Origin of the sequence: Corynebacterium kroppenstedtii (assembly GCF_016894245.1) — a bacterium.
Taxonomy (GTDB): Bacteria; Actinomycetota; Actinomycetes; order Mycobacteriales; family Mycobacteriaceae; genus Corynebacterium.
In genome coordinates this window covers 179,987-202,804 of the sequence record NZ_CP069792.1, presented here as the reverse complement: position 1 = coordinate 202,804, position 22,818 = coordinate 179,987, and the positions used below count along the sequence as shown (strand labels likewise).

The window sequence follows — 22,818 nt, the reverse complement described above, 5'->3', positions numbered from 1 at the left end:
GTGGAGCGAGCGGTCACGATCAATTAGCTGTACATTGTGGTCAGACTTATTCGATTCGCGATCAACCAATCAGTAGGGTTGTCATCCATGACTTCAGTCCCAGTAGCCGACACGATGGCGGTTTCCAACACGGTGTTGGCGTCGGGCCAGGCGAATACCGACACGATGATTTCGCTCACCGCAATTCTTGCGGTGGCATTGTTGGCCCCCATCTTGTCCTTCATGACGGGCAAACGTATCCCAGCCGTGGTGTTCCTCATTGTGTTGGGCGTCATTATCGGCCCCAGTGTGTGGGGTCTCGCGGAGATCGATTCTGGTATTTCGATTCTGCGTCAGTTGGGTCTAGGTATGTTGTTCCTGCTGGCCGGTTACGAGTTAGACACGGACTCGTTGCGCAGCAAAGAGGGCGGTAATGCCGCGTTGACCTGGCTCATGTGCCTCGTGTTGGCATTCATTGGTGCGCTGGTTTTCCTGAAAGGAAACGGAGCGCTGACTGCAGTCACACTAGCCATCGCTGTGACATCCACCGCTCTGGGTACGTTGCTACCTATCTTGAAGCAGTCGGATCTATTACGAACCAACGTCGGTAAATCTGTCATGCTTCATGGCGCTGTTGGTGAGTTGATGCCCATTATGGCCATCGCTCTGTTGTTATCCGCGAGGTCCATGGGTGTGACGTTCCTGATCCTGCTCGCGTTCTTTGCCATCGCAGCCATGGTGGCGGTGGTACCTCGCACCGTAGCCGCTCTGGTTCCGTGGGTGGGTCGCGCGATTATCGACGGTGCCTCGGCGACGAACCAGTCGATCGTCCGTATGGTGGTGCTGATGTTGGCGATACTGATGACGGTCGCGGCGGTATTCGATCTTGACGTCGTTTTGGGGGCTTTTGCTGCTGGTATTGTTTTGCGCGGTCTGGTTCCAGAGCGCGCTCACGGTCTCATTGAGGAGCGCCTGGATGTCGTGGGCTATGGCTTTTTCATCCCCGTCTTCTTCGTGTGTTCAGGTATCAATATCGACGTGAAGACCGTGGGGGCCAATATCGGGCAATTGTTCGCTGTTGTCGGCGTTATTCTGGTTGCCCGCGGTCTCCCGGTGTTCCTGCGGGAAATGTTTACCAAGACTGGTTCAAAGTTGACGACAACGAATCAAAAACTTCAGCTCGCCTGTTATGCCGCGACTGGCCTGCCGATCATTGTTGCGGTAACTGAAGTGGCGACGAATGCGCACTTGTTAGAAGAATCGGCGGCTTCTCTTCTAGTCGCCGGCGGTGCGGTGACGGTTCTGCTCTTCCCGCTGATTGCAGCTGCACTTCAACCTAAGGATAAGAGGAAACTATAGTGCGGTTTTCTGCTCTCGGCGTCTGTCGGCTATCCTGGTTCTGCTTTTAGTTCTGGCTCCTGGTGGTTGAGGATTCTTCTACATGAGTCGTTGCCAGCAGGAGCGGTAACTGATGCGTTATTTGCCCTAGTAGCTCAGTGGATAGAGCACGGCTCTCCTAAAGCCGGTGTCGGAGGTTCGATTCCTCTCTGGGGCACAGTTCGTCGATCGTGAGTATAAGATGCCTACCCGATTCGGAGGGGCGCTGAATCCTTGAAAACGGTTAGGGTTTCAGCTTATTTTGTGGGCGGGGAACTTTCATCGAGTTCTGCACGACTATATGTCTAGACGCTTGTACCTACGGAACCGTAGGTACGGAGTGCTCCTTTTTTAGCTCAGGTGCTTCGTACGCAACGGTGCAATCTGGGCGGATTTTAAGTTAGCCACCGCCTTTGGGGAGCGGTGAAATCCTCGTCACTTTGTCTAGAGCTCAACATTGGAGGCAGCGATGGATGTCGTGGACATTTCGCGCTGGCAGTTCGGGATTACTACCGTCTACCATTTCATTTTCGTGCCATTGACCATTGGTATGGCTCCACTGGTAGCTATCATGCAAACGATGTGGGCGTTAACCTCAAAGCCCCACTGGTATAGGGCCACTCGCTTTTTTGGCAATGTCTTACTCATTAACTTTGCTATGGGGGTGGCTACTGGCATCGTTCAGGAATTTCAGTTCGGAATGAACTGGTCGGAATACTCGCGGATGGTGGGGGATGTCTTCGGTGGCCCACTGGCGCTAGAAGGGCTCATTGCCTTTTTCATGGAATCCGTGTTCCTTGGAATGTGGATTTTCGGTTGGGGCCGATTGCCAGTGTGGCTCCATACAGGTGCGATCTGGATGGTCGCGTTTGGCGTCAACATCTCGGCTTATTTCATTATTGTTGCGAATTCCTTCATGCAGCATCCGGTAGGCGCCGAATACAATCCACATACCCATCGGGCGGAATTGACTGATTTCGGTAAGCTCCTCATGAACCCTACGGCTTTGGCTGCTTTCCCCCATACCGTTTTAGGAGGGTTCCTCACCGCGGGCACCTTTGTTTTGGGTATCTCATGCTGGTGGCTCGTCCATGCCCACCGCATCGGAAAATTGCAGGCGGAATCCAGCAGTGAAAATAGCGGTGCTGCGGATCCCGACAATCCTCATTCAATGTATCGTCCGCTCATCCGCTTTGGAATTTGGGTTGTCGCCCTATCATCGGTTGCTCTCGTGCTGACGGGGGACACACAAGCGAAGATGATGTTCCGGCAACAGCCCATGAAAATGGCGTCGGCTGAATCATTGTGCCACACGCATACCGATCCGATGTTCTCCGTTTTAACGATTGGAACTCATAACAACTGTGAGTCAGTTATCCACTTGATTGAAGTTCCCTGGGTTCTTCCGTTCCTTGCTAAAGGACAATTCACTGGCGTCACTTTGAAAGGTGTTTTTGAGTTACAGAAAGAAGCGGAGAATTTATATGGACCGGGTAACTACTCACCAAATCTCTTTGTAACATATTGGTCGTTCCGGGCCATGATTGGTTTGATGCTTGGGTCTATCGCCTTGGCATTCTTCGCTTGGTTTTTCACGCGGCGCGGGCGTCTTCCACAAGGTAGGTGGCAGAAAGTTTTCAGTGTCGGGAGCATCGCGGCTATTGCCTTCCCATTCTTAGCTAACTCATCGGGATGGATTTTTACTGAGATGGGGCGTCAGCCGTGGATTGTTCACCCGAACCCTGATTCAGTTGGTGATCCTCGCACCGACAACATTCGAATGATTGTTGACATGGGGGTAACGGATCATGCGTCGTGGAATGTCATTCTTACGTTGGTTGGCTTTACGGTAACTTATCTCGCTCTGTTCTTTGTTTGGTTATGGTTGACTAAGCGGGCAGTCCTTAGCGGACCGACTGAGGACGACCACCCAACCGATGACCAGGAAGAATCCCACCGTGATGTGGGTGGAGGGTCTGACTCGGGTAGTGCTGACGAGGTAGGAACAGTGAGCTTCTCCCATCTAGCGGTGAAAAGCACTAAGGAGTAATAAGACGATGTTTGAACTCGATTTACCTACCTTGTGGTTTATACTCATCGGTTTTCTGTTTTCGGGGTATTTTTTACTCGAGGTATTTGACTTTGGCGTAGGAATGCTCCTGCCTTTTTTGGGTAGCGATGAGCATAAAAGATCAGCGATGATCTCGACCATTGGTCCGGTGTGGGATGGCAATGAAGTATGGCTCATCACAGCTGGTGGTTCTATATTCGCTGCTTTCCCTATGTGGTATGCGGATATGTTTTCGGGATATTATGTGCCGCTTTTCTTAATTCTTTTGGCACTTATTATACGGGCTGTGAGCATCGAATGGAGGGGAAAAGTCGATACCCGAAAGTGGCGTCAGTGGTGTGACAGCGGAATAGTGTTGGGCTCATGGTTACCGCCCGCGATATGGGGGGTGGCGATAGCTAATCTGGTGCGAGGTGTGCCGGATAACGCTTCCCGGGTATATCCGCTCTTCAATGTTTATGGCTTAGTGGGAGCTTTGGCATTTATTTTCGTCTTCATCTTTCATGGTGCGCTTTTTATTCGTCTGAAGACCTCGGGTAGTTTACGCGTTAACGCACGAAAACTAGCCTCGATTTTTGCTGGCTTATCTATTCTTTTTGGTGGAATATTTGTGTTATGGACTCAGCTCTCTTTTGGAGAGAAAACCACGTGGGGATGGACCGTGCTGGCAGTGACTGGCTTGATCCTTGCTCTAGTCAGCGCTCACCGTGACCGGGATGGTTGGGCCTTTTTCTTCACGTGCGTGACGATTGTTTCAGTTACAGGCCTTGCTTTTGGAGCGATGTTCCCGACGTTGTGGACCGGGTTGGATGTCTGGGATGCATCATCAAGTCGGTATACGTTGACCGTTTTGACCTGGTGTGCGGCCCTTGGAACACCCTTTGTGGTGATGTACCAGGCGTGGACGTACTGGATATTTAGGAAACGTATTACCGCTGATCCTGTTCCTTCCGAATAACTCGATAGTCGGTGGCTTTGGCAAAGCGATGTATTAGCTAGAGAGAAAAACGGTAGTGTGATGCATATATTCCAATTGGCTCACTTAAGCTCTCGGGCACGCTGGTGGGTGTATGTGTCGGCGTTTCTAAGCGTTGTTGATACAGTCCTGACCGTAGTGAGCGGCATAGCGGTGGGGACTTTGATAGCGCGTGCAGTGGAGCCGGTGAATCATCACGAGACGATGTCTCACCATTTACCGTCAGAGTATCCGTATGCTCTTTTCGGCTGGCTAGCGCTTGTCGTCGTATTGCGCGTTCTGGTTAGTTGGGCGAGGACACGATTAGGTGATGCAGCCGCAGATTCGGTGGTCTCAACTCTCCGCCGTCGTCTCTTAGACCACCTTGCTCACGAAGATCCGCACCGAGTTAACCGGTCATACTGGCACACGATATTGACTCATGGGCTAGATTCTTTTCGGCCCTACATAACTGGATTCCTTCCCGCAGCCATGGCTTCTGCTCTATCGACACCTCTGGTTTTGGTAGCTATAGCCTGGTTAGATTTTCCCTCTGCTTTGTGGGCTGCCGGAACAATTCCCCTTATTCCCTTTTTCATGTGGTTGGTGGGGACGCTAACACAATCACGAACCGAACGTAAGCTCAAGGACTTGTCCCGCCTGAACGATCAGCTCGTGGATCTTGTAGCAGGTTTGCCTACTTTGGTTGCCCACGGGAGGCAACATGATCCTGAGCTTGAAGTTCGTCGCCTAGCGAGTACCCACAAGCGGTCAACGATGGACGTCTTGAAATTAGCGTTTCTCTCTACGTTTGTTCTTGAATTTATAGCTACGCTTTCGGTTGCTTTGGTCGCCGTCAACATTGGTTTTAGGCTTTTAGGAGGCCATATTTCCTTGGCTACTGGCCTAGCCATTCTGATCATTGTTCCCGAAGTATATTCTCCGTTGCGGGACGTAGGAACGCGCTTTCACGCAGCTCAGGATGGTATAACAGCACTAAATGCAGTTCGTACGGAACTAAACTCTCCATCGCCGCCACGGCCCCTACTGCCTGATTGCGACCGCGTATCCGGTGGAGGCCTCGAAGTTGTGCTTGACAATTATTCCTGTGAAGGGCGTGACGGTATTCGGCCCCACGCTCTTTCCGCTAGGGCACGACCAGGAAACCTTACAGTGTTAGCCGGTCCCAATGGTTCCGGTAAATCGACGGCCCTCATGGCAGTTTTAGGTCTTGGCAGCGGTAGTGGAACAGCCGGTGTATGTGGGCCCGACGGCGCACTCCCTCGTGAAGAAGTGTGGAAGAACACTGCGTTCCTTCCTCAACGCCCGGTATTGACAGAAGGAACTATGGGTGACACGAGCCACCTTTCCTTGGGGCAGCGCCAAAAGGAATCCTTCCGTCGATCGGTTCCGGGAAAGAAACTTCTTGTTCTCGACGAACCGACTGCTCATCTCGACGAGCAGTCTGCACAGGAAATGATTAAGGACTTGGCCGACTTGACAGCTCGTGGCGCGACAGTGCTGGTGGCTAGTCACGATCCGCTGATGTGCGAAGCAGCGGATCGTGTTTACGATGTGGGGGCGATCGATCATGACGGTTGATGTATGGGCTCGTGAACGAGCAGTACTAGCCGGTGTAGTGACGCTGATGTCCTCAATCGCACTGACATTGGTGTCTGCGTGGCTGATTACTCGTGCGTGGCAAATGCCACCAGTTATGAACTTGACTGTCGCTATTACGTCGGTACGTGCTTTAGGAATTTCCCGCGCGGTTTTTCGATACATTGATAGGCTTGCAACCCACGACGTTGCGCTTACAGCTGCAGCGAATGCGCGTAGTCAGATTTATCATAATTTGGTAGCTGTGCCTCCATCCACCGTATTGGGGATGTCGAGAGGTCGCTTACTTAGCTTCATTGGCCCAGACATCGATGCACTCACCGATAGAATCGTACGAGCCACTATTCCGCGACGGGTTGCGATTTATACTGGTGCCCTTGCGGTTGCCCTGACCGCCACGTTATCGCTACTAGCTGCGGGTATTTTGGCTGTAGGTTTGGCCTTCTCAGGAATTGTTGTGCCATGGATCGCGGTTCAGGGTGAAAAGAAAGCCTCAACTGCTCAGGCCACGGAAGACTATGTCACAGCTGTTGACCATGTATTGCATCATGCTGCTGCATTGAGCGTACGTGGTGAACTAGATGAAGCTCTCCACCATGCGGGTGATGCAGAGCAGAGAATTTCGTCGATCCGAGGGAAGGCCCACCCATGGTCATCTGTGTCGACCGCTATGTCAGCCGCGTCATCGGGATTCACACTTATTGTCGTTGTTCTCGTTGCAGTTCTCGCTAGCCCGGACCATAACCCCCAGTGGTTAGCTGCTGTAGCGCTTATGCCCTTGGCTGCCTTCGAAGCTGTCGCTCCACTTGCTGAGGCCTCCCGTGCTGTTGTTCGTTCTCGCGACGCAGAAGCACGGCTGCGTAACGTCCTGACGATTAATAACGCTACCGAGCAAACCACTAGTGATTACATCTCTGATGACTGTCCTGTCGCTACCGCTCAAGAAACTTCCCCGGCCCTCGGTACGAGAACGAGTACTGGTCGCGTAACTGCGAACCATTTAGTTGTCGGGTGGGACCACCCAGTGTGGGAGGCGAACTTTGACGTTCCACCCGGTGGCCGGTACGAGATCGTTGCCCCCTCAGGCACTGGCAAGACCACATTGTTGATGACCTTAGCGGGGCTGATCCCGCCGTGGAATGGAAGCTATTCTGCTGTTGGTGCTCGTTTTATCGCCGAGGATGAACATATTTTCGCAACAACAGTTCGGGACAACTTGGCGGTGGGTTCCGCCGATGCGAGCGAGAGTGCAATGCGCGAGATGATCGACCGAGTGGGGTTGACTCAGTGGGTAGAGAACTTACCGCGCGGCCTTGACACTGTGTTGCGAGATGGCGAGGAATCATTATCAGGTGGTCAGAGGCGTCGTCTTATAGTAGCTCGTGCTTTACTCAGTGATGCCCCCATTCTGCTTATCGACGAACCTACTGAACACGTGGATAAGAAGTCTGAGAAACAGTTACTCGATGTTTTAGGGTTCGGGGATGCTGTGCCGGATTCGACGGACGATCAACGAACGATCGTGATGGTCCGTCACCCACGGTCGTCATAGCCACTATTCCGGTGCCCGTGCCCCCCTGGTGCCACGCATCGCTTACCCCCTATCTGGCGAAAGATTAAGCTTCATTAAATTTATTTTCAGTTGAGGACGGCGGTGGGTTAGGCTCCCCGCATGAAACAATCTATTCACCCCATTGAACAATTGAGGGGGAGCGTTCAATCGCCACGGCTGCCGGGTATAGATGTTGCTCGGGCGTTGGCGATTCTTGGGATGATCGCAGCTCATGTTGCCGCAGGTCCATCGTCGGTGAGCATTATGGACCCATCGACGTATCCGGCCCTTGTCCACGGGCGGCCAGCCGTGTTATTCGCGTTGTTAGCTGGTGTGTCTATCAGCTTGATGACGGGGCGAGGTGAGCGTCCAACGTCGGTGAACGGCGTGCAGGGAATACGGCTAAAACTCATTGGACGAGCTTTAGCTATCTTCCTGATCGGCCTTGTTCTAGAGCAGCTTGGTACTGGAATTTCGATCATATTGACTTTTTATGGGGTTCTGTATGCCGTGGCCTTACCCTTTGTGTGGGCAAAGACACGAACACTGATCATTGTGGGCACCTGCCTGGGGGTTGTCGGACCCTCTTTGCTGGCAATTATCCAGTATCTCTTGCCTAAAGGAAACGCCAGCCCAACAATCGGATTGGTATTGGGCGGAGTGTATCCGCTGCCTGTGTTCTGGGGCATTCTTCTGTTGGGGATGGTGCTGGGGCGGCTTCACCTGCAGAGCACACGAGCGTTGGCCGGCCTCGTTGCTGTCGGGGTCTGTGCCAGTGCAATTGGTTATGGTGTGGGCTCAATGTGGGGTAATGACGAAGAGCCGAAAAATGGCTGGATTAACCAGGATGACAGGAACGGCACGTCTCAGCCTGATTGGTCGGCAGTAATCTCCAAGTTAAAAAAGCAGAAAGCCCAACAATCTGATGGTGTGCAGCCAAAAGACCAGACAGCACAATCATCGGGAGGTTCGGCATCAGACGAAGGAATTGAAAGCCGATGGGGTCAATATTGGGACGCACTTGATAGCACGAAAGAGCTGAAAGATTCCCTCAAGCGCTCTCTTGTGGATTCAGCACCGCATAGTGGGGGCACCGCAGAATTCGTGGGCTCCGGTGGGTTCGCCCTCATCGTCGTGGCATTGTGCCAGCTGATCGTGTCACGAGCCCGACGGTGGTTTATACCCATCGCCGTCACCGGGGCCATGCCACTGACCATTTACACCGCTCACGTTATCATCGTGTTCGCTGTGGGTGGGCCGGCGGGAACAGTTGTCTCCAACCCGCTTTATTGGTCTCTCGTTATCGGCTCAATTGTCTTCGCGAATGTTTGGATGGCGTTTTTCGGACGTGGTCCCTTGGAGCGATTCCCACGGTGGCTGGGAAATAAGGCGGCCACACAGTAGGGGAGTTCAGCTGGGGAATAGCTCAGCCGGAGAATTGGGGTCGTAGCACAATAAAGACGGCTAGTTTTTCCGAGCCGAATTACCAATGGGTGCAATGAGGTACACCACTGGCAATCCAACGACGAGATTCATAACAGATTCAATAATGCCGTTATAGAACGGCGTCGTTAATAAGAGTGGAAGAACGACTGCCGCGACCAGTACGACTCCGACGATCCAACTGTAAAACAGCGACGGCAGCGTTGTTCCAATGTTGAGCACCCACCATAACAATGCGGCGAAGATTGCCACGACAGCGGCAAAGATCGCGTAATACGTCCGGTCAATAGGCGGATACGTCCAGTTCACGTATGTGGCGATGCGCTCCATGACGAGTTCAAGAATCCATGCCACCACGTAAGCGGTGATGGAGGCGACGATGGCAACAGCCACGACCGAGCCGATAAATTTCGGGATATCGAACTGGTCGCTGAGTGATGGGCCACTCTTCTGCGGACGCGACTGTTGAGGTGCCGGTGATTGTGCGGGGGCCTGCTGATAGCCCTGATACTGCTGGTCAGGATAGTAGCTGGCGCTATCGCTATACCTACGATTGGCTTCGTTGTATCCACGATTGCTGGGAGCCCCATACCCGCCAGAGCTATATTCTCGATTGTAGCTACCCGCCGAATACTCGTCATCGCGGTAACCCGAGTTGCCACCGGATGAATACTGGCTTTCTGAACCCGAGTAACGCTCGGAATAGCTACTGGGGAATATTTCAGTTTCATCGTTCGCGTTGCTGTAACGGGGGTCACTGTCGCGGTTCGGCATTAGCAATTAGTCCTTGTCGCTCTGTGGAAATCGTGCGTAGGTATTCTACCGGCTACGACGCAGACGCCTAGCTCGCGTCGTGTTCCACCTCGTTTTCCATTATGGATTTGATCGTCTGCACGGTTGCAGGAATGCCTTTCAATGCAGCATCACGTCGCTCGTTGAGCTCTGCGACGGCATCGTCGCCGTACTTGTTGATGAAGAACCGAAAGCCTTCTTGAGTAACTTCCCAGGTCTCCGTCAAGGTGGACCCGCCATCTGCGGCAGGTTCGATTTCATAACCCCATTCCACGACGCCTCCGTTCACGGCCCACGCAAAAATCTTGGGCCGTTCGGCTGCAGTCACGACGGACTCCGTTTCCCAGGTGCGCTGTGGTGTTTCATTATGGCCGACAAACCATGCGCCTACCTCGGGTTCTGATGGTGTCGTGCCGTCGTCACGCTCTTTCCACCACGTAGCTTTGCACACCGGAGACCAATCGCCCGTACGTGAAATATCCGACACGACGTTGTACACGTCGTCGGGAGTGGCATTAATGGTGACAGATACTCGTCGGCGAAAATCGTCGGGATTAAACATGCTCGTATCGACGGCGGAGGATGCGTTGTCGTCAGGATTGTTTGTAGGAGTCATATGGGCCAGGGTAGGTGCTTCTGCGCGTGGTTAACGGCGGGGGGAGGGAAGTTGACCTCCGTATGGGGGTGAGGCCGGACACGTTCCCGGTTGATAACACGAGCATCGGGGGGTCAAACGGCATAGCCTGAAAGGAAGTGGTTGCGCGGTTGGCTGAGACCGTGCAACTAGTACATCGCGCACGGTGACAGGCTCAGTCTGATGGGTGCACCGAGCGGCTCACCCCGAACTCCGTGCGTGCACCATAAACACTGGAGGATGACACAATCATGACAGAGAAACCGAGCTTCACTGACGTCAATGGACGGGAAGTGTATGCCAAGATTGAGGAGGGCGAGAAGGGCCCGCAGTTGATTATCGGAACCTCTCAGCCAGATGGAACGGTGAAGCGTTCCCTCGTGCTGAATAAATATGACGCCAAGCAAATGGCCGCCGTCTGCGAGGTTTACCTGCGGCAACAGTTCTCCGTCTCCTTCGCCACAGTAGACAGCATGCTCACCGCAGAAGATAGGATGAACATTTACCAAAACGAGATCGACGCGATCGAGGATCCCGAAACAAATCCCGACGACGACCTGCACAAAAACTAGTTCTGCGCGAGTAGACGAACTCAGAGATAGAGCCATGGAGTAAACAGGGTATATGCGTTTACTTCGTGTCATTGGTATGGGAGCAGGAAGCCCGGGGCATATTAGCCACGACGCTGTTGCGGCCTTGGCTTCCTCAGATGCCGTCGTCGCCGTGGATAAAGGGGACACGAAGGCGGATCTCCTCGAGCTGCGACGTCGTATATTGGCTGTTCACGCGCCAGATCTTCCGTTACTCACTGTCGACGACCCGCCGCGTGACCGCCACCCGGCAGGTACTCCGGAGTATCACCGGGAGGTTCAGCGCTGGCATCAGGAGCGCGCCCGCCTGCTGGCCGATACAATCACGTCCTCGCTGAGCGACGGACAAACGGCGGCATTTTTAGTGTGGGGCGACCCATCGCTGTACGACTCCACTCTGCGCATTATCGAGCGGATGCAGAACCTAGGGTTGGAGTGCCGTACCGAGGTATACCCCGGCATTACTGCTGTTCAGGCCCTCACGTCGGCACACCGTATTCTCATTAACCGGATTGGCGAGCCGATCACTGTCACAACAGGTCGACAGCTACAGAAAACCCTGGATGCTCCCGATACACCGTCGAGAATCAAGGCGGTGGCGAACACTGTGGTCATGCTCGACGGCAAGACCACGTGGACCCATCCCGGCCTTGACCGCGACCACACCTACATGTGGTGGGGTGCGTATGTCAGTACGGATAAGCAGGTACTGCGTAAAGGATGGGTTGGTGACATCGCCGAGGATGTTGCCCAGACTAAAGCTCAACTGCGTGCACAACACGGCTGGATAATGGATACGTACCTTTTGCGGTACTTCGACCCGGACGGCGAAGACCAGCCAGAAACGCTCATGACGTAGCGGCTGGTTCACCGAGGCATCGCCGCGTCGGTATCACCCGCGGCAAACTCTCGCGGTCAAAAACGTCGCGGCCAAAACTCTTAGGAAGAAAGTTCTTCAACTTTGCGACGCACGTCACCCGCCGGCGGATTCGTCGCGGTAGTATCGTCGGAAAACTTCACAGTCGGAACAACACGGTTACCGTCATTGACGCTTTCTACCCACTGACCGGCCTCTTCTGACTGGTCAATGTCGATAAGAGAATAAGGCGTTTCGGTACGATCCAGATTCTCTATGAGTTTCTTGCAAAACGGGCACCACGTTGCGTAATAGATCGTGGCTGCGGTTTCGTTTCCGGATGGGTTGTTTTTCTGGATAACTTCACTCATAATGACCCCACTATAGCGTCATGGTCGATTGATTGGCATTGTTTACTTGCTGAGTTTACTTGCTGAAATAGCAGAACCGATAGCGAAGCGACAACGAGCCGCTCACCTCGCCACCGTCACCGATGATCGTCCCATTGTGGGATGTTTTCCACTCACTTCGCGACGCCGGAACCCATTCTGACGACAATCGGGCAGTAACGGGATGGTCAAAGTAGTGCCCGACAGCTGCGTCGATTTCCGTGAGGACGGCTAGCCGAACCTCTGGGCGCGTGAGGGCCTCCCGGTAGACTTCGCCCCCGCCAATGACCCAAGCATCCACATTTTCCGGTGCGACGCGTCGGGTGAAAACCGGGTGGGGAATATCCTTAATCGCGGCTTCCAAGGAATGGTGAAGGATGACGCCCTCGGGTGTGTCCTCGTCACTCCAGCGGCGGGACAGCACGATGTTGGTACGCCCAGGCAGCGGTGTAAAGCGCGAGGGAATGCTCGTCCACGTTGCACTGCCCATGATGACGGGTACTCCCCACGTCAACTGCTTAAAGTGCGCCATGTCCTCGGGCACGTGCCACGGCATCCGGGTGCCGTCGCCAATGACGCCGTCTCGGTCGGAGGCCCAAATAACCCCGATGAGCGGCTGTTCCGGTTCTACTGTTCGACGCGGGGACGGGGAAGCGTGGCCAGGCGTCGGCGAGTGAACACCCGTGGATGATGAAGTAGACATTGAGCTCACCGCCTGTGGAGTGGAATTGGGCTACACCGCTACCGGCGCTTTGATAGCTGGGTGCGGGTTGTAGTTCAGGATATCGACATCGTCCCACGTGTACGAGAATAAATCCGCAGCCTTGGTTAACGATAGCGTCGGATAGGGGCGCGGATCCCGGGATAACTGAAGATCAACCTGGTCGCGGTGGTTATCGTAAATGTGGCAATCGCCGCCGGTCCAAATGAACTCCCCGACATCAAGCCCTGCCTGTTGGGCCATCATATGGGTCAGGAGTGAATAGGACGCGATATTGAATGGAACACCCAAAAACATATCGGCGCTGCGTTGATACAGCTGACAAGACAACTTCCCGTCAGCGACATAAAACTGGAAAAGAAGATGGCAGGGTGGCAGCGCCATGGATGGAACATCTGCAACATTCCAGGCGGATACGATAATCCGTCGGGACGTCGGGTTGTTCTTAATCATGTCCAGAGCTTGAGAAATTTGGTCAATGGTGTCGCCGTCGGGCGTTGGCCATGACCGCCACTGCACCCCATAAATCGGCCCGAGGTTCCCGTCCTCATCGGCCCACTCGTCCCAAATGTGGACATTTTTTTCGCGTAACGAGCGAATGTTGGATTCACCCCGGAGGAACCAAAACAGCTCCTCCGAGAGTCCACGCATGAACACTTTCTTCGTAGTAATAAGAGGGAAGCACTCTGACAGATCGAACCGCATCTGTTTCCCGAAGAGACTCCTCGTTCCTGTGCCTGTGCGGTCATCCCGGTGGTTGCCTTTGTACAGAATCTCACGGAGGAGATCTTCATATGGCGTCGGAATATCAGTACTCTCGCTCGCGGACATGTCAGTCATGGTAGCGCTTTTTTGACATCCGCCTTGGCATCGGCGACCGTCTGACCACAAACCGCAGGTCAACAGATGTGGCCGGCGTCGCAGATGCGGAGGCCTAGTAGTGTCCGTGCTCTTTCTTGAACTCGGCGGCAGCCTCCAAGATTGTGTCCTTCAGTTCCGGGCGGCAAATAACGACATCGGGGAGGTAGACATCCTCGTTGTTGTAGCGCAAAGGCGAACCATCGAGACGAGAACAGTGCAAGCCTGCGGCCGTGCACACACCGATCGGGGCTGCAGAGTCCCACTCATACTGGCCCCCAGCATGGACATAGGCGTCATAGTCACCGAGCAACACATGCATGGCTTTTGCACCCGCAGAACCCATGCGAACAACCTCACTGTCGAGTTTGTCGGCAATGACCTGTGCAACCTCAGGCTGACGGTTGTGCGATACAACGATCTTGTTAGCGCGTGGGCCCATCACAGCCTTTGCTGAACCAGTGTGGAAGACCTGGCCAGCGTCGGGAAGCCCGACAGCGGCATGGGTCGGGATCCCGTTTTCTACGAGTGCAACATGGATTGCCCAGTCCTGACGCCCGCCGGCAAACTCCTTGGTGCCGTCGAGAGGGTCGACGATCCACACGCGGTTTTTCTTCAGCCGCTCTAAGTTATCGGCGGCTTCCTCTGACAAAAACCCATCATCGGGGCGGTGTCGGGATAAAACGCGCTCAATCCATGTCTGGGCTAAGTCATCACCCGCCGCGCCGAGGCCAGGTCCTTCAAGCAAACCGACGGAACGGACGCCTTTCAAGATCTCACTAGTTCCCGTCGCAAGGCGCAGGGCAAGGGTGGCATCGTCAACGTAAGCACTCACGTAGACGACTTTAGCCGTTGTCAGCCGTTTGTCTCCACCACGGGGGCGGGACCTGTCCTTACTGAGCGACGCGCTGAATTCATCACCCTGGGATGATGCGGTGGGCAATGCGTGCAAGAAGGCACTCCGTCGCCGCGCGCAGCCATAGCGATTACCCCCGTTAATGATGAAAAAATAACAGATTACAGCAGCCGATGGGGGTAGCAGTGACGGCGACGGGAACTCTATTTTTCTTCGCAAGGAACTATCAGACCATAACCCTCGACTAATTAATACGTGACCCTGACTACACAAAGCGATTTTCATCCCGAACAGCAGAGTGAAAACCACGACGACGTGAATAGCGGCCAGCGTCGCCGCCGTCGCGGAGCGCGCTTCCCGCATCGAGGCGGCAGCGTGCGGGCCATGATTCATCGGATCCACTTCTACGCCGGCGTTTTTGTGGGCCCTTTCATTCTCATTGCAGCCGTCACCGGCTTGCTGTATGCAGCCGCACCAAGCATTGAGTCCATCGTCGACCACGACAAGATGTACGTCCCGGCCTCTGATGTGCATAGTCATCAGCGCGTAGAGGTTAAAGACCAAATACGCACCGCAGCGGAGCGGCACCCTGACCTCACCTTCAGCGGGGTACAGATTCGCAATGACGACCGTGCCACCACCCGCGTCCTTTTCAATGACCCCTCTTTGCCCTCGAAGAGCTACCGCCGAGTGGTCATGGTCAATCCTTATACCGGGGAGGTCGTTGGTGACACCGTCCAGTTTGGCAGTTCTTCCTCCCTCCGCTTCCGCGAATGGACTGACCGGGCGCACCGCAATCTCTTCTTGGGGGAGCCAGGGCGTATTTACGCTGAAACCGCAGCTGCATGGTTGGGCGTGTTGACTGTCTCTGGGCTCGTCATGTGGTGGCGAAAAGTTTATGACAAGAACAAGAAAAAGCGCGCTACGGAGTCAGAATCTCACTCATCGTCGAAACCGTTAACCGGACGCCCGAAGAGTATGCGTCGGCACGCGATCATCGGAACGTGGGCCTGCCTGGGAATGCTATTCCTCACAGCCACAGGTTTGACCTGGTCAAAGTACGCAGGCGCACAAATTGCGGACTGGCGAGTCCAGCTCAACTGGGCCAAACCCACCCCCGACACCACCGTCTCGCAGAGCGTCGATTCCCCTGAGGCTTCCATGGATCACAGCCACCACGGAGGACATGGCGACCACAGTGGCCACGGCGGCATGAGTTCTGACTCACCCGCGCTAACGCCACATGACTCGGTAGTTGAAGCACAAAACCACGTAGATACGGTCATGTCGTCAGCGAAACAGGCTGGGATCAAGGCCAGCTTCGAGGCGACGGCTCCTGTCGCACCGGGCGAAGCCTGGACCGTCACTGACCTGCGAGTCCCGTGGTACTTCAGCCATGATTCCGTCTCTGTCGATGGGGAAACAGGGCGTGTTGTCGATACCGTGTGGTTTAAAGACTGGCCCTTCGCAGCGAAACTGGCCGAGTGGGGGATTCAGCTCCACATGGGCATCCTCTTCGGGATCGTGAGCCAGGTCGCGCTGGGAGCTCTAGCCATCATGATCTGCATTATTGTCGTCCGTGGCTACATGATGTGGTGGCAGCGACGCCCAACGCGGAACCGGAACGGTTTCCGGTCGAACTTCGGACGGGCACCCCGCCGAGGTGCATGGAGAAGCTCCTCGATCATCGGGTTCGCGGTAGCGGCGATTCTGCTCATCGGGTACGGCCTGTTAGCCCCGCTCTTCGCGATCAGTGCTCTTGCTTTTCTTGCCCTGGATATCGTGATCGGGTTCGTGATGCGGTGGAAAGGCCGAGGCGCCCGCGACAGCTCGTCGAAAGATACCTCTTTCGCAGAGGTAAACGCCTAGGCTAACCTAAATTCATGGTTGAGAATCCTCGAGAGGTATCCAGTAGCTCCCCAGATGACCGGCGCGCTGACGAACCGCTGCGGAACCAGCGGAAATCGTTGGCTAGCGTAGGTCATCAGCACACCTCGCGGGAGGAGTTGTTCTCACATCATTATTCGTTTCGACGGGCCCATCACTCCTTATCGTGGGCGCCTCAAGCTCACGAGCGGAGGCTTTCGCGGCGTTCCTTCCTCGTTGCCGGGATGGGGGCTGGTATGGCCTTAGGTTTAGCGGCATGTTCGTCATCCAGTAGGGATGGGGAACACGCCGAGGCAGATTCGTCCCAGACAGCGCCGGATTCAAGCGCCCATGAGCACGATACGTCGAGAATCATTGCGCTAAACACTGGGCAGATCGACGGGCTCCTGGCATTGGGCATATCCCCAGTGGGAATGGGAGTAGCTAATGCTCAAGCGTCGTCGTCTGAGAGTATCCCCACATACATCAAGGATAAATTCGGTAAGCAGTACGACCTTGACTCCATCACCATCGTCGGACAGCGGACGCAGCCTGATATGGAGAAAATAGCCACGCTTCATCCCACTCTTATTTTGGCGAATGACAGGACAAGCAATGATGTCCTCGATCAGCTGAAATCTATTGCTCCCGTGGTGACGGGCAAGGGCGGAGCAGAGAACTGGAAGGATGATTTCCGGACCATCGCGGATGCCGTGGGTAAGCGCGATGACGCACAGCGGCTGATTGATGATCATGAGGATGCAGTTGCTGAATGGAAGAAAGACCGCGGGACCTCGCCCACGGTGTCTCTGATCAGGAACAAGGGAACCGACTACCTGATGCTGGGGCCCTTATCACTAGCTGGCCAGGTATTAAAAGACGGGGGATGCTCTCGGCCGACGTCTCAGCGTTTCGAGGATAAGGTGTCGCACCCGATTTCGTCAGAAAATCTCGACCAGCTTGACGCGGATTATCTGTTTTACGGCTTTAATGCCAAAGGGGAAAAGCTCACGAAAGATGCTTTGTGGACGAACCTGGGCGTTGTGAAAAACAACCACGCGGTAGCGGTGGACCCGGACCCGTGGTTTCTCAATGCATCGGTGGTGGCAGCAAACTATATCCTGGAGGAGCTCAAAAAGACGGTGAAATAAAGCTCGGGAAATAAGACACTAATTAAAACCGCCATGAAGGAAAATTATGGCGGCTTTTTATTACGCAACGATTTTATGTCGCTGCAGAGCCGAGCACCACGGGCTTTCGGGGCACCACCAGAGGCGCGTCAGTGCATTCCGGATCCTCAATGACTCTCGCGTCGAGCCCAAATGATGATTCTAAAAGCTCCTCTGTGAGAACCTCGGATGGCTTACCGGCTGCTGTCACTTGCCCATCGGCCATAACTATCACACAGTCGGAATAGCGCGCGGCCAAGTTCAAATCGTGCAGAACCATCACCACGGTCCGCCCCAAGCGATGCTTAAGTTCGGTGACCAGATTCAGCACTTCAATCGAGTGAGAGAGGTCAAGGTACGTCGTCGGCTCGTCTAAGAACAACACGTCAGTGTCCTGGGCTAACACCATAGAGATCCACACACGCTGACGCTGTCCGCCTGAAAGAGACGACACGGGCCGGTCCGCCAAATCGGCAACGTGGGTTAGTTCAAGCGCCCGCGCTACCTCCTCTTCATCATCCGACGACCATTGCCTGAACCATGACTGATGGGGGTGCCGACCTCGGGCGACTAGATCACTCACCACGACACCCGGGGGAGCGATGGGTGACTGTGGTAGCACACCAATGCGCCGTGCTAACTCTTTTCGACGCAGCGACCGGACGTCGACGTCGTCAAGAATGATCGACCCCGAGGAGGGAATTAGCTGAGCTGCAGCCCTCAATAGCGTGGATTTACCACAACCATTGGGCCCAATGATGGTGGTGACAGCTCCTCCCGGAATGGACGCATCCAAGTTGGGAATAACGTTGCGATCCCCGTACGAGACCCTTAGACCAGACAAGGTTAGTGAGCCTGCCGGGACGGCCTCGTGTCTCGGCGTTGAGTTTCCCCCGGGCTGCGCGGGTGTGGAGCCTGACGCACTGGATAACGAGTTCGTAGTGTGGCTCATACCGTGGCCTTTCGTGACGTGCGGACAAGGAGATAAATAAGGAATACGCCACCGATCGCTGAAGTGAGCAAACCGACGGGAAGCTCCGTGGGAAGCACCGTCTGGGTAGCAATATCGGCCAGAAGCAAAAGCACTGAGCCCGTGAGAACTGAGGTAAATAGGGGTGGGGCAGAAGTGCCGGCTAAACGCATAGCTACTTGGGGCGCAACGAAAGCGATAAAACCAATCGGACCGCCGGCCGAGACTGCAAACGCGGCCAACACTACCGAAACAATGAGGATCGCTGCATCCACCAGCCGTCGAGGTTGGCCCAGAGAGGAAGCCAGATCGGGACCTAATTGCGATGCGCGAAGTTCAAAAGAAATCCAGACGCAAATAATGATGCAAATCCCCAAAACAACCATGACGGGACGCAATCGATTCCATGTCACGGAAGAAAGGGAGCCTGTTAACCAGAATTTTGCAGCAGCTGCGTCGCTTGTTTCGGCACGAATCATCAGGAAGTGGATATAGGAATTGAGCAGCGCGGTGACCACAATACCCAACAGAACCAGACGATAAATATCCATCTGGCGGCCACGAAACCCGATGAGCCACATGAGAACAGTCGTGCCCAGGGCACCCATTAATGCAGAAGCCGGGATGCCCGCCCCAGCAAGCCACCCGGCGAAGCCACTCCCTGAACCCAGCACAATGACTGTTACGGCAGCCGCAGATGCGCCGGATGTCACGCCCAAAATATCAGGGCTGGCCAGGGCATTGCGGGTAACTGATTGTGTGAGTGCACCAGACAGCGCCAGGGCTGCACCAACAATCACAGCAGATAATGCGCGGGGCATTCGCCATTCGAACACAACGAGTTGTTCAATACGCGAGCCGCCACCCGTAAAAACGACAGACAATACGTCCATGGGGGCGATAGGGAAATCACCGATACCAATAGCCACAGCGAAGAGAAATACCCCAGCTATGACGAGCGCTAGACATACTAATAACGGGCGAGGGGACACCACGCCGGACACGGGGCCCCATTGAAACGCAGTCCGGTGGTGCGGTAAACGAACTTTACTTTGTTGTGGCGTCGTCATACTTCCACCACCTTGTTACGGCTGATGAGGTAAATGAAGAACGGTGCACCCACGAACGCGAGTACGATGCCAACTTCCACTTCACCCGGACGTGCGATGAGGCGGCCCACAATATCGGCTACAAGCACCAGAACAGCCCCCGTCAACGCCGAATAGGGCAATATCCAGCGATAATCCGGACCTGTGATGGAACGGACAACATGCGGCACAACCAATCCAACGAACCCGATAGGTCCCGCCGCAGCCGTCGCCGCTCCCGCCAGCAACGCGATAAGTAGGACGCCGACGATTCTGGACCGCCCGACATGAACTCCCAATGACGTCGCAGCGTCGTCACCCAAGTTAAGAAGATTGAGAGTGGGCCCGGTGGCGAAGGCAGCAATAAGTGCCACCGCGATCACCGGGGCTGAGACCATCACGACGTTCATATCGCGGCCGGCAATCGAGCCCACCGTCCAAAAACGCATGCGATTCAGATTGTCGTTGTTGGTTAACACCAGTCCGCTGGTTAATGACGACAAGACGGCACCCAGCGCGGCACCGCCGAGCACCAAGTTCAAGGGGCTAGCCGTCGCCTTGCCCACAGAGGCCAAGCCGAACACTAAGGCAGTGGCGCAGATTGCTCCACCGAACGCCCAGAGCGTCGTCGCAATATTCCCTGTTACGCCTAAGAATGCGAAACTCGCGACCACCGCAAAGGCTGCTCCGGCTGACACACCCAAAATGCCGGGATCCGCGAGGGGATTGCGTGTGTGCCCCTGAATTAACGCTCCGGCGCAACCAAGGGCCATCCCGACAATGATCCCGAGCAGGGCGCGGGGAATCCGGAGATCAATGATCACCCGGGTATCAGTATCGCTATTTGAAGCGTCGGATGATGATGAGAAATGGCTGAGAACATCCCATACCTTGGGCAGGGGAATACTCCGTGACCCTAGTGCCATCGCAGCACATAAACACGCTGCAAGGAGAACGAGTAAAACAACGAGGCCGATAACTCGACGCACATAGAGGCGTCGGCCTGCCTTGCTGCTACCAGGTGGCTGGGGCGAGCCATCGGCGGACGTCGGCGTCGGCGAGGCCGCCGGTGAATGAGTAACAGTCATAAGTTAGAGCGCAAATCAGTAAAGTGTGAACATCGGTGGTCAGTCGCGATATGTCTATGCGATATCCGTATGCACAGTATCAGGCCATAGCCTAACCTGAGTGCTCACATAGCTTAGCCCTAGCTTATGACATGGGGGAATCTACTATCTATTTTCTCGGTACCACGAGATCAGAGAGTCTGTGCTGGCATCTCCGGTATTGACGCCTTTTTCTCCAGTGACTGCGGGTAGAAGCTCCCCGGCCTGTTTCTTGCCCAACTCGACACCCCACTGGTCGAAGGAGTTGATAGACCAGATTGTGCCCTCGGTGAAGACGATGTGCTCATACAACGCGATCAGTTGACCAAGGACAGACGGTGTGAGAGCCGGAGCCAAGATCGTCGTCGTGGGGCGGTTCCCCGGCATGACTTTGTGAGGAACGATGCTGGGATCCACACCCTCGGACGCAATTTCGTCGGCAGTCTTTCCGAAAGCCAGAACCTTTGTTTGCGCGAAGAAGTTCGACATGAGCAAATCATGCATACTTCCTGTGCCGTCCGCCGTGGGGAGGTCATCATTGGGGGTAGCGAGCCCAATGAAATCAGCGGGTACCAATTGGGTGCCCTGGTGGAGCAATTGGAAGAAGGCGTGCTGGCCATTCGTTCCAGGCTCTCCCCAGTAGATCTCGCCCGTCGGTGCGGTGACGGGCGTGCCGTCGATACGGACGGATTTGCCGTTCGATTCCATGGTTAGCTGTTGGAGATAGGCGGGGAAACGCGCCAAGTCCTGGGAATATGGCAAGACCGCATGGGACTGTGCGCCTAAGAAATCGTCGTACCAGACGCCGAGGAGTCCCATCAGAACGGGAACATTTTTCTCCAGTGGGGTGGTCCGGAAGTGCTCATCGACGGCATGGAAGCCCTCTAAGAAGCTCATGAAGTTCTGAGGCCCGATAACGGCCATGAGAGAAAGCCCGATGGCAGAGTCTACCGAGTAGCGGCCACCAACCCAGTCCCAAAAGCCGAACATGTTGTTGGTATCGATGCCGAATTCGGAGACCTTCTCTGCGTTCGTCGATACTGCAACGAAGTGCTTGGCGATGGCATCATTTGCTTCATCGGTCCCGTCCTCCAGGTTGAGGCTTTCGAGGAACCACCGACGAGCCGCATGCGCATTGGCCAGTGTCTCCTGCGTCGTAAAGGTTTTCGACGCGACGACGAAGAGTGTCTCTGCGGGATCGAGGTCTGCCACCTTTGAGGTGAAATCAGCCGGATCGACGTTGGAGACGAAACGTCCCGAAATTCCCGCGGTGGCGAAGCTGCGGAGAGCCTGTGTTGCCATAGCGGGACCAAGGTCAGACCCCCCGATTCCGATATTCACCACAGTTTTGATCGTGTGCCCGGTGACACCCAGCCATTCGCCGGAACGCAAGGCGTGCGCAAAATCGCGCATCCGCGACAGGACGTCGTGTACGTCGGCTGCTACATTCTGCTCATCAACGTGCAAAGATTCTTCGGCGGGAAGACGTAGCGCCGTGTGCAGCACTGCTCGGTCTTCGGTCGAGTTGATATGCCGACCGCTGAACATAGCGTCGCGATGGTCCTCAAGGTTCGCCTTCTTCGCGAGGGCGATCAATGCGCCAAGCGTGTCGTCGTTAATAAGATTTTTGGACAGGTCAACGTGCAGGTCAGCCACGGAAAAGCTGAGTTTCTTCGCACGATCCTGATCGTTGGCGAATAAATCGCGCAACGTCGTTGAGGTGATTGATTTCGCAGTGTCCTTCAGCGCAGACCATTCGTTGGTTGCGGTGATATCTGGCAATGGTGAATTCATTAAATAATCCTTCTTATCGACGATAACCGTGGCGCATTGAGCGTGTATGCGCCCCTGAGCCATGCTAGTCGCGAAACAGGAGTTCCACGGGTAAGCGCTTCACACGCAACGGCCATGATGACCGGGTTTGAT

General features: G+C 54.8%; 20 protein-coding genes and 1 tRNA gene. 11 read left to right on the top strand and 10 right to left on the bottom strand.

What is annotated here, in order from left to right; translation table 11 throughout:
• Positions 1–114 precede the first annotated feature (114 nt).
• The 7 genes from I6J23_RS01015 to I6J23_RS00985 all read left to right on the top strand — a co-directional run bounded on the left by I6J23_RS01015 (position 115) and on the right by I6J23_RS00985 (position 8,958).
• Positions 115–1,338: a cation:proton antiporter gene (locus tag I6J23_RS01015; protein WP_204582839.1), complete on the top strand. Its 1,224-nt coding sequence runs from the start codon at positions 115–117 to the stop codon at positions 1,336–1,338.
• Between the two features lie 123 nt (positions 1,339–1,461).
• A tRNA-Arg gene (locus I6J23_RS01010) sits at positions 1,462–1,534 on the top strand.
• 291 nt (positions 1,535–1,825) lie between these two features.
• Complete coding sequence (locus tag I6J23_RS01005; RefSeq protein ID WP_204582199.1) at positions 1,826–3,406, top strand: cytochrome ubiquinol oxidase subunit I; 1,581 nt, start codon at positions 1,826–1,828, stop codon at positions 3,404–3,406.
• Positions 3,407–3,413: 7 nt separating this feature from the next.
• Positions 3,414–4,385, top strand: a complete 972-nt coding sequence (gene cydB / locus I6J23_RS01000) for a cytochrome d ubiquinol oxidase subunit II (protein WP_204582198.1) — start codon at positions 3,414–3,416, stop codon at positions 4,383–4,385.
• 60 nt (positions 4,386–4,445) lie between these two features.
• Positions 4,446–5,984, top strand: a complete 1,539-nt coding sequence (locus I6J23_RS00995; RefSeq protein WP_204582197.1) for an ABC transporter ATP-binding protein/permease — start codon at positions 4,446–4,448, stop codon at positions 5,982–5,984.
• Positions 5,974–7,554, top strand: a complete 1,581-nt coding sequence (gene cydC / locus I6J23_RS00990; RefSeq protein ID WP_204582196.1) for a thiol reductant ABC exporter subunit CydC — start codon at positions 5,974–5,976, stop codon at positions 7,552–7,554. The genes I6J23_RS00995 and cydC overlap by 11 nt, the downstream gene beginning before the upstream one ends.
• Positions 7,555–7,674: 120 nt before the next feature.
• Entirely contained in the window at positions 7,675–8,958 is a 1,284-nt protein-coding gene (locus I6J23_RS00985; RefSeq protein ID WP_204582195.1) for a heparan-alpha-glucosaminide N-acetyltransferase domain-containing protein, read from the top strand.
• 60 nt (positions 8,959–9,018) lie between these two features.
• Here the strand turns inward: I6J23_RS00985 and I6J23_RS00980 are convergent, their stop codons facing one another.
• Positions 9,019–9,771: a hypothetical protein gene (locus I6J23_RS00980; RefSeq protein ID WP_204582194.1), complete on the bottom strand. Its 753-nt coding sequence runs from the start codon at positions 9,769–9,771 to the stop codon at positions 9,019–9,021.
• A 67-nt stretch (positions 9,772–9,838) separates the two neighbouring features.
• Entirely contained in the window at positions 9,839–10,405 is a 567-nt protein-coding gene (locus I6J23_RS00975) for an SRPBCC family protein (protein WP_204582193.1), read from the bottom strand.
• Positions 10,406–10,674: 269 nt separating this feature from the next.
• Here I6J23_RS00975 and I6J23_RS00970 point away from each other — a divergent pair, with 269 nt between their 5' ends.
• A complete protein-coding gene (locus tag I6J23_RS00970) occupies positions 10,675–10,995 on the top strand; it encodes a hypothetical protein (protein WP_046203447.1) in 321 nt (106 codons plus the stop codon).
• A gap of 52 nt (positions 10,996–11,047) precedes the next feature.
• Entirely contained in the window at positions 11,048–11,872 is an 825-nt protein-coding gene (gene cobF / locus I6J23_RS00965; protein WP_204582192.1) for a precorrin-6A synthase (deacetylating), read from the top strand.
• 80 nt (positions 11,873–11,952) lie between these two features.
• Here cobF and I6J23_RS00960 read toward each other — a convergent pair whose 3' ends face one another.
• From I6J23_RS00960 to I6J23_RS00945, 4 genes are all read right to left on the bottom strand, one after another.
• Positions 11,953–12,240, bottom strand: a complete 288-nt coding sequence (locus I6J23_RS00960) for a mycoredoxin (RefSeq protein ID WP_046203445.1) — start codon at positions 12,238–12,240, stop codon at positions 11,953–11,955.
• A gap of 55 nt (positions 12,241–12,295) precedes the next feature.
• Positions 12,296–12,961: a dihydrofolate reductase gene (locus tag I6J23_RS00955; RefSeq protein ID WP_204582191.1), complete on the bottom strand. Its 666-nt coding sequence runs from the start codon at positions 12,959–12,961 to the stop codon at positions 12,296–12,298.
• A 30-nt stretch (positions 12,962–12,991) separates the two neighbouring features.
• Positions 12,992–13,819, bottom strand: a complete 828-nt coding sequence (locus tag I6J23_RS00950) for a thymidylate synthase (RefSeq protein WP_412523839.1) — start codon at positions 13,817–13,819, stop codon at positions 12,992–12,994.
• 94 nt (positions 13,820–13,913) lie between these two features.
• Positions 13,914–14,672, bottom strand: a complete 759-nt coding sequence (locus I6J23_RS00945; RefSeq protein WP_046203478.1) for a 3'(2'),5'-bisphosphate nucleotidase CysQ — start codon at positions 14,670–14,672, stop codon at positions 13,914–13,916.
• A 276-nt stretch (positions 14,673–14,948) separates the two neighbouring features.
• Here I6J23_RS00945 and I6J23_RS00940 point away from each other — a divergent pair, with 276 nt between their 5' ends.
• Both I6J23_RS00940 and I6J23_RS00935 read left to right on the top strand, forming a co-directional pair.
• On the top strand, positions 14,949–16,562 hold the full coding sequence (locus I6J23_RS00940) for a PepSY-associated TM helix domain-containing protein (RefSeq protein WP_204582189.1): 1,614 nt from the start codon (positions 14,949–14,951) through the stop codon (positions 16,560–16,562).
• Positions 16,563–16,576: 14 nt separating this feature from the next.
• Positions 16,577–17,710, top strand: a complete 1,134-nt coding sequence (locus I6J23_RS00935) for an ABC transporter substrate-binding protein (protein ID WP_239454932.1) — start codon at positions 16,577–16,579, stop codon at positions 17,708–17,710.
• A 73-nt stretch (positions 17,711–17,783) separates the two neighbouring features.
• On the opposite strand, the gene I6J23_RS00930 is transcribed toward I6J23_RS00935, so the two are convergent.
• From I6J23_RS00930 to pgi, 4 genes are all read right to left on the bottom strand, one after another.
• Positions 17,784–18,680 carry an ABC transporter ATP-binding protein gene (locus I6J23_RS00930; RefSeq protein WP_239454931.1) on the bottom strand — a complete coding sequence of 299 codons (897 nt, stop codon included), beginning with the start codon at positions 18,678–18,680 and terminating at the stop codon, positions 17,784–17,786.
• Entirely contained in the window at positions 18,677–19,768 is a 1,092-nt protein-coding gene (locus I6J23_RS00925) for a FecCD family ABC transporter permease (protein WP_204582187.1), read from the bottom strand. Before I6J23_RS00925 ends, I6J23_RS00930 begins: the two co-directional genes overlap by 4 nt.
• Positions 19,765–20,874, bottom strand: a complete 1,110-nt coding sequence (locus tag I6J23_RS00920; RefSeq protein WP_239454930.1) for a FecCD family ABC transporter permease — start codon at positions 20,872–20,874, stop codon at positions 19,765–19,767. Before I6J23_RS00920 ends, I6J23_RS00925 begins: the two co-directional genes overlap by 4 nt.
• Before the next feature lie 144 nt (positions 20,875–21,018).
• Complete coding sequence (gene pgi, locus I6J23_RS00915) at positions 21,019–22,686, bottom strand: glucose-6-phosphate isomerase (protein ID WP_204582185.1); 1,668 nt, start codon at positions 22,684–22,686, stop codon at positions 21,019–21,021.
• Between the last annotated feature and the right edge of the window lie 132 nt (positions 22,687–22,818).

Bases quoted from the DNA above. Each gene is read 5' to 3' on its own strand.
- I6J23_RS00955 (WP_204582191.1), bottom strand. From the start codon at position 12,961: ATGTCTACTTCATCATCCACGGGTGTTCACTCGCCGACGCCTGGCCAC.
- I6J23_RS00980 (WP_204582194.1), bottom strand. From the start codon at position 9,771: ATGCCGAACCGCGACAGTGACCCCCGTTACAGCAACGCGAACGATGAA.
- I6J23_RS00970 (WP_046203447.1), top strand. From the start codon at position 10,675: ATGACAGAGAAACCGAGCTTCACTGACGTCAATGGACGGGAAGTGTAT.
- pgi (WP_204582185.1), bottom strand. From the start codon at position 22,686: ATGAATTCACCATTGCCAGATATCACCGCAACCAACGAATGGTCTGCG.
- I6J23_RS00935 (WP_239454932.1), top strand. From the start codon at position 16,577: ATGGTTGAGAATCCTCGAGAGGTATCCAGTAGCTCCCCAGATGACCGG.
- I6J23_RS00975 (WP_204582193.1), bottom strand. From the start codon at position 10,405: ATGACTCCTACAAACAATCCTGACGACAACGCATCCTCCGCCGTCGAT.
- I6J23_RS00985 (WP_204582195.1), top strand. From the start codon at position 7,675: ATGAAACAATCTATTCACCCCATTGAACAATTGAGGGGGAGCGTTCAA.
- I6J23_RS00950 (WP_412523839.1), bottom strand. From the start codon at position 13,819: ATGACTGACATGTCCGCGAGCGAGAGTACTGATATTCCGACGCCATAT.
- I6J23_RS00995 (WP_204582197.1), top strand. From the start codon at position 4,446: ATGCATATATTCCAATTGGCTCACTTAAGCTCTCGGGCACGCTGGTGG.
- I6J23_RS01015 (WP_204582839.1), top strand. From the start codon at position 115: ATGGCGGTTTCCAACACGGTGTTGGCGTCGGGCCAGGCGAATACCGAC.
- I6J23_RS00960 (WP_046203445.1), bottom strand. From the start codon at position 12,240: ATGAGTGAAGTTATCCAGAAAAACAACCCATCCGGAAACGAAACCGCA.
- I6J23_RS00920 (WP_239454930.1), bottom strand. From the start codon at position 20,874: ATGACTGTTACTCATTCACCGGCGGCCTCGCCGACGCCGACGTCCGCC.
- I6J23_RS00930 (WP_239454931.1), bottom strand. From the start codon at position 18,680: ATGAGCCACACTACGAACTCGTTATCCAGTGCGTCAGGCTCCACACCC.
- cydC (WP_204582196.1), top strand. From the start codon at position 5,974: ATGACGGTTGATGTATGGGCTCGTGAACGAGCAGTACTAGCCGGTGTA.
- I6J23_RS01005 (WP_204582199.1), top strand. From the start codon at position 1,826: ATGGATGTCGTGGACATTTCGCGCTGGCAGTTCGGGATTACTACCGTC.
- cydB (WP_204582198.1), top strand. From the start codon at position 3,414: ATGTTTGAACTCGATTTACCTACCTTGTGGTTTATACTCATCGGTTTT.
- I6J23_RS00925 (WP_204582187.1), bottom strand. From the start codon at position 19,768: ATGACGACGCCACAACAAAGTAAAGTTCGTTTACCGCACCACCGGACT.
- cobF (WP_204582192.1), top strand. From the start codon at position 11,048: ATGCGTTTACTTCGTGTCATTGGTATGGGAGCAGGAAGCCCGGGGCAT.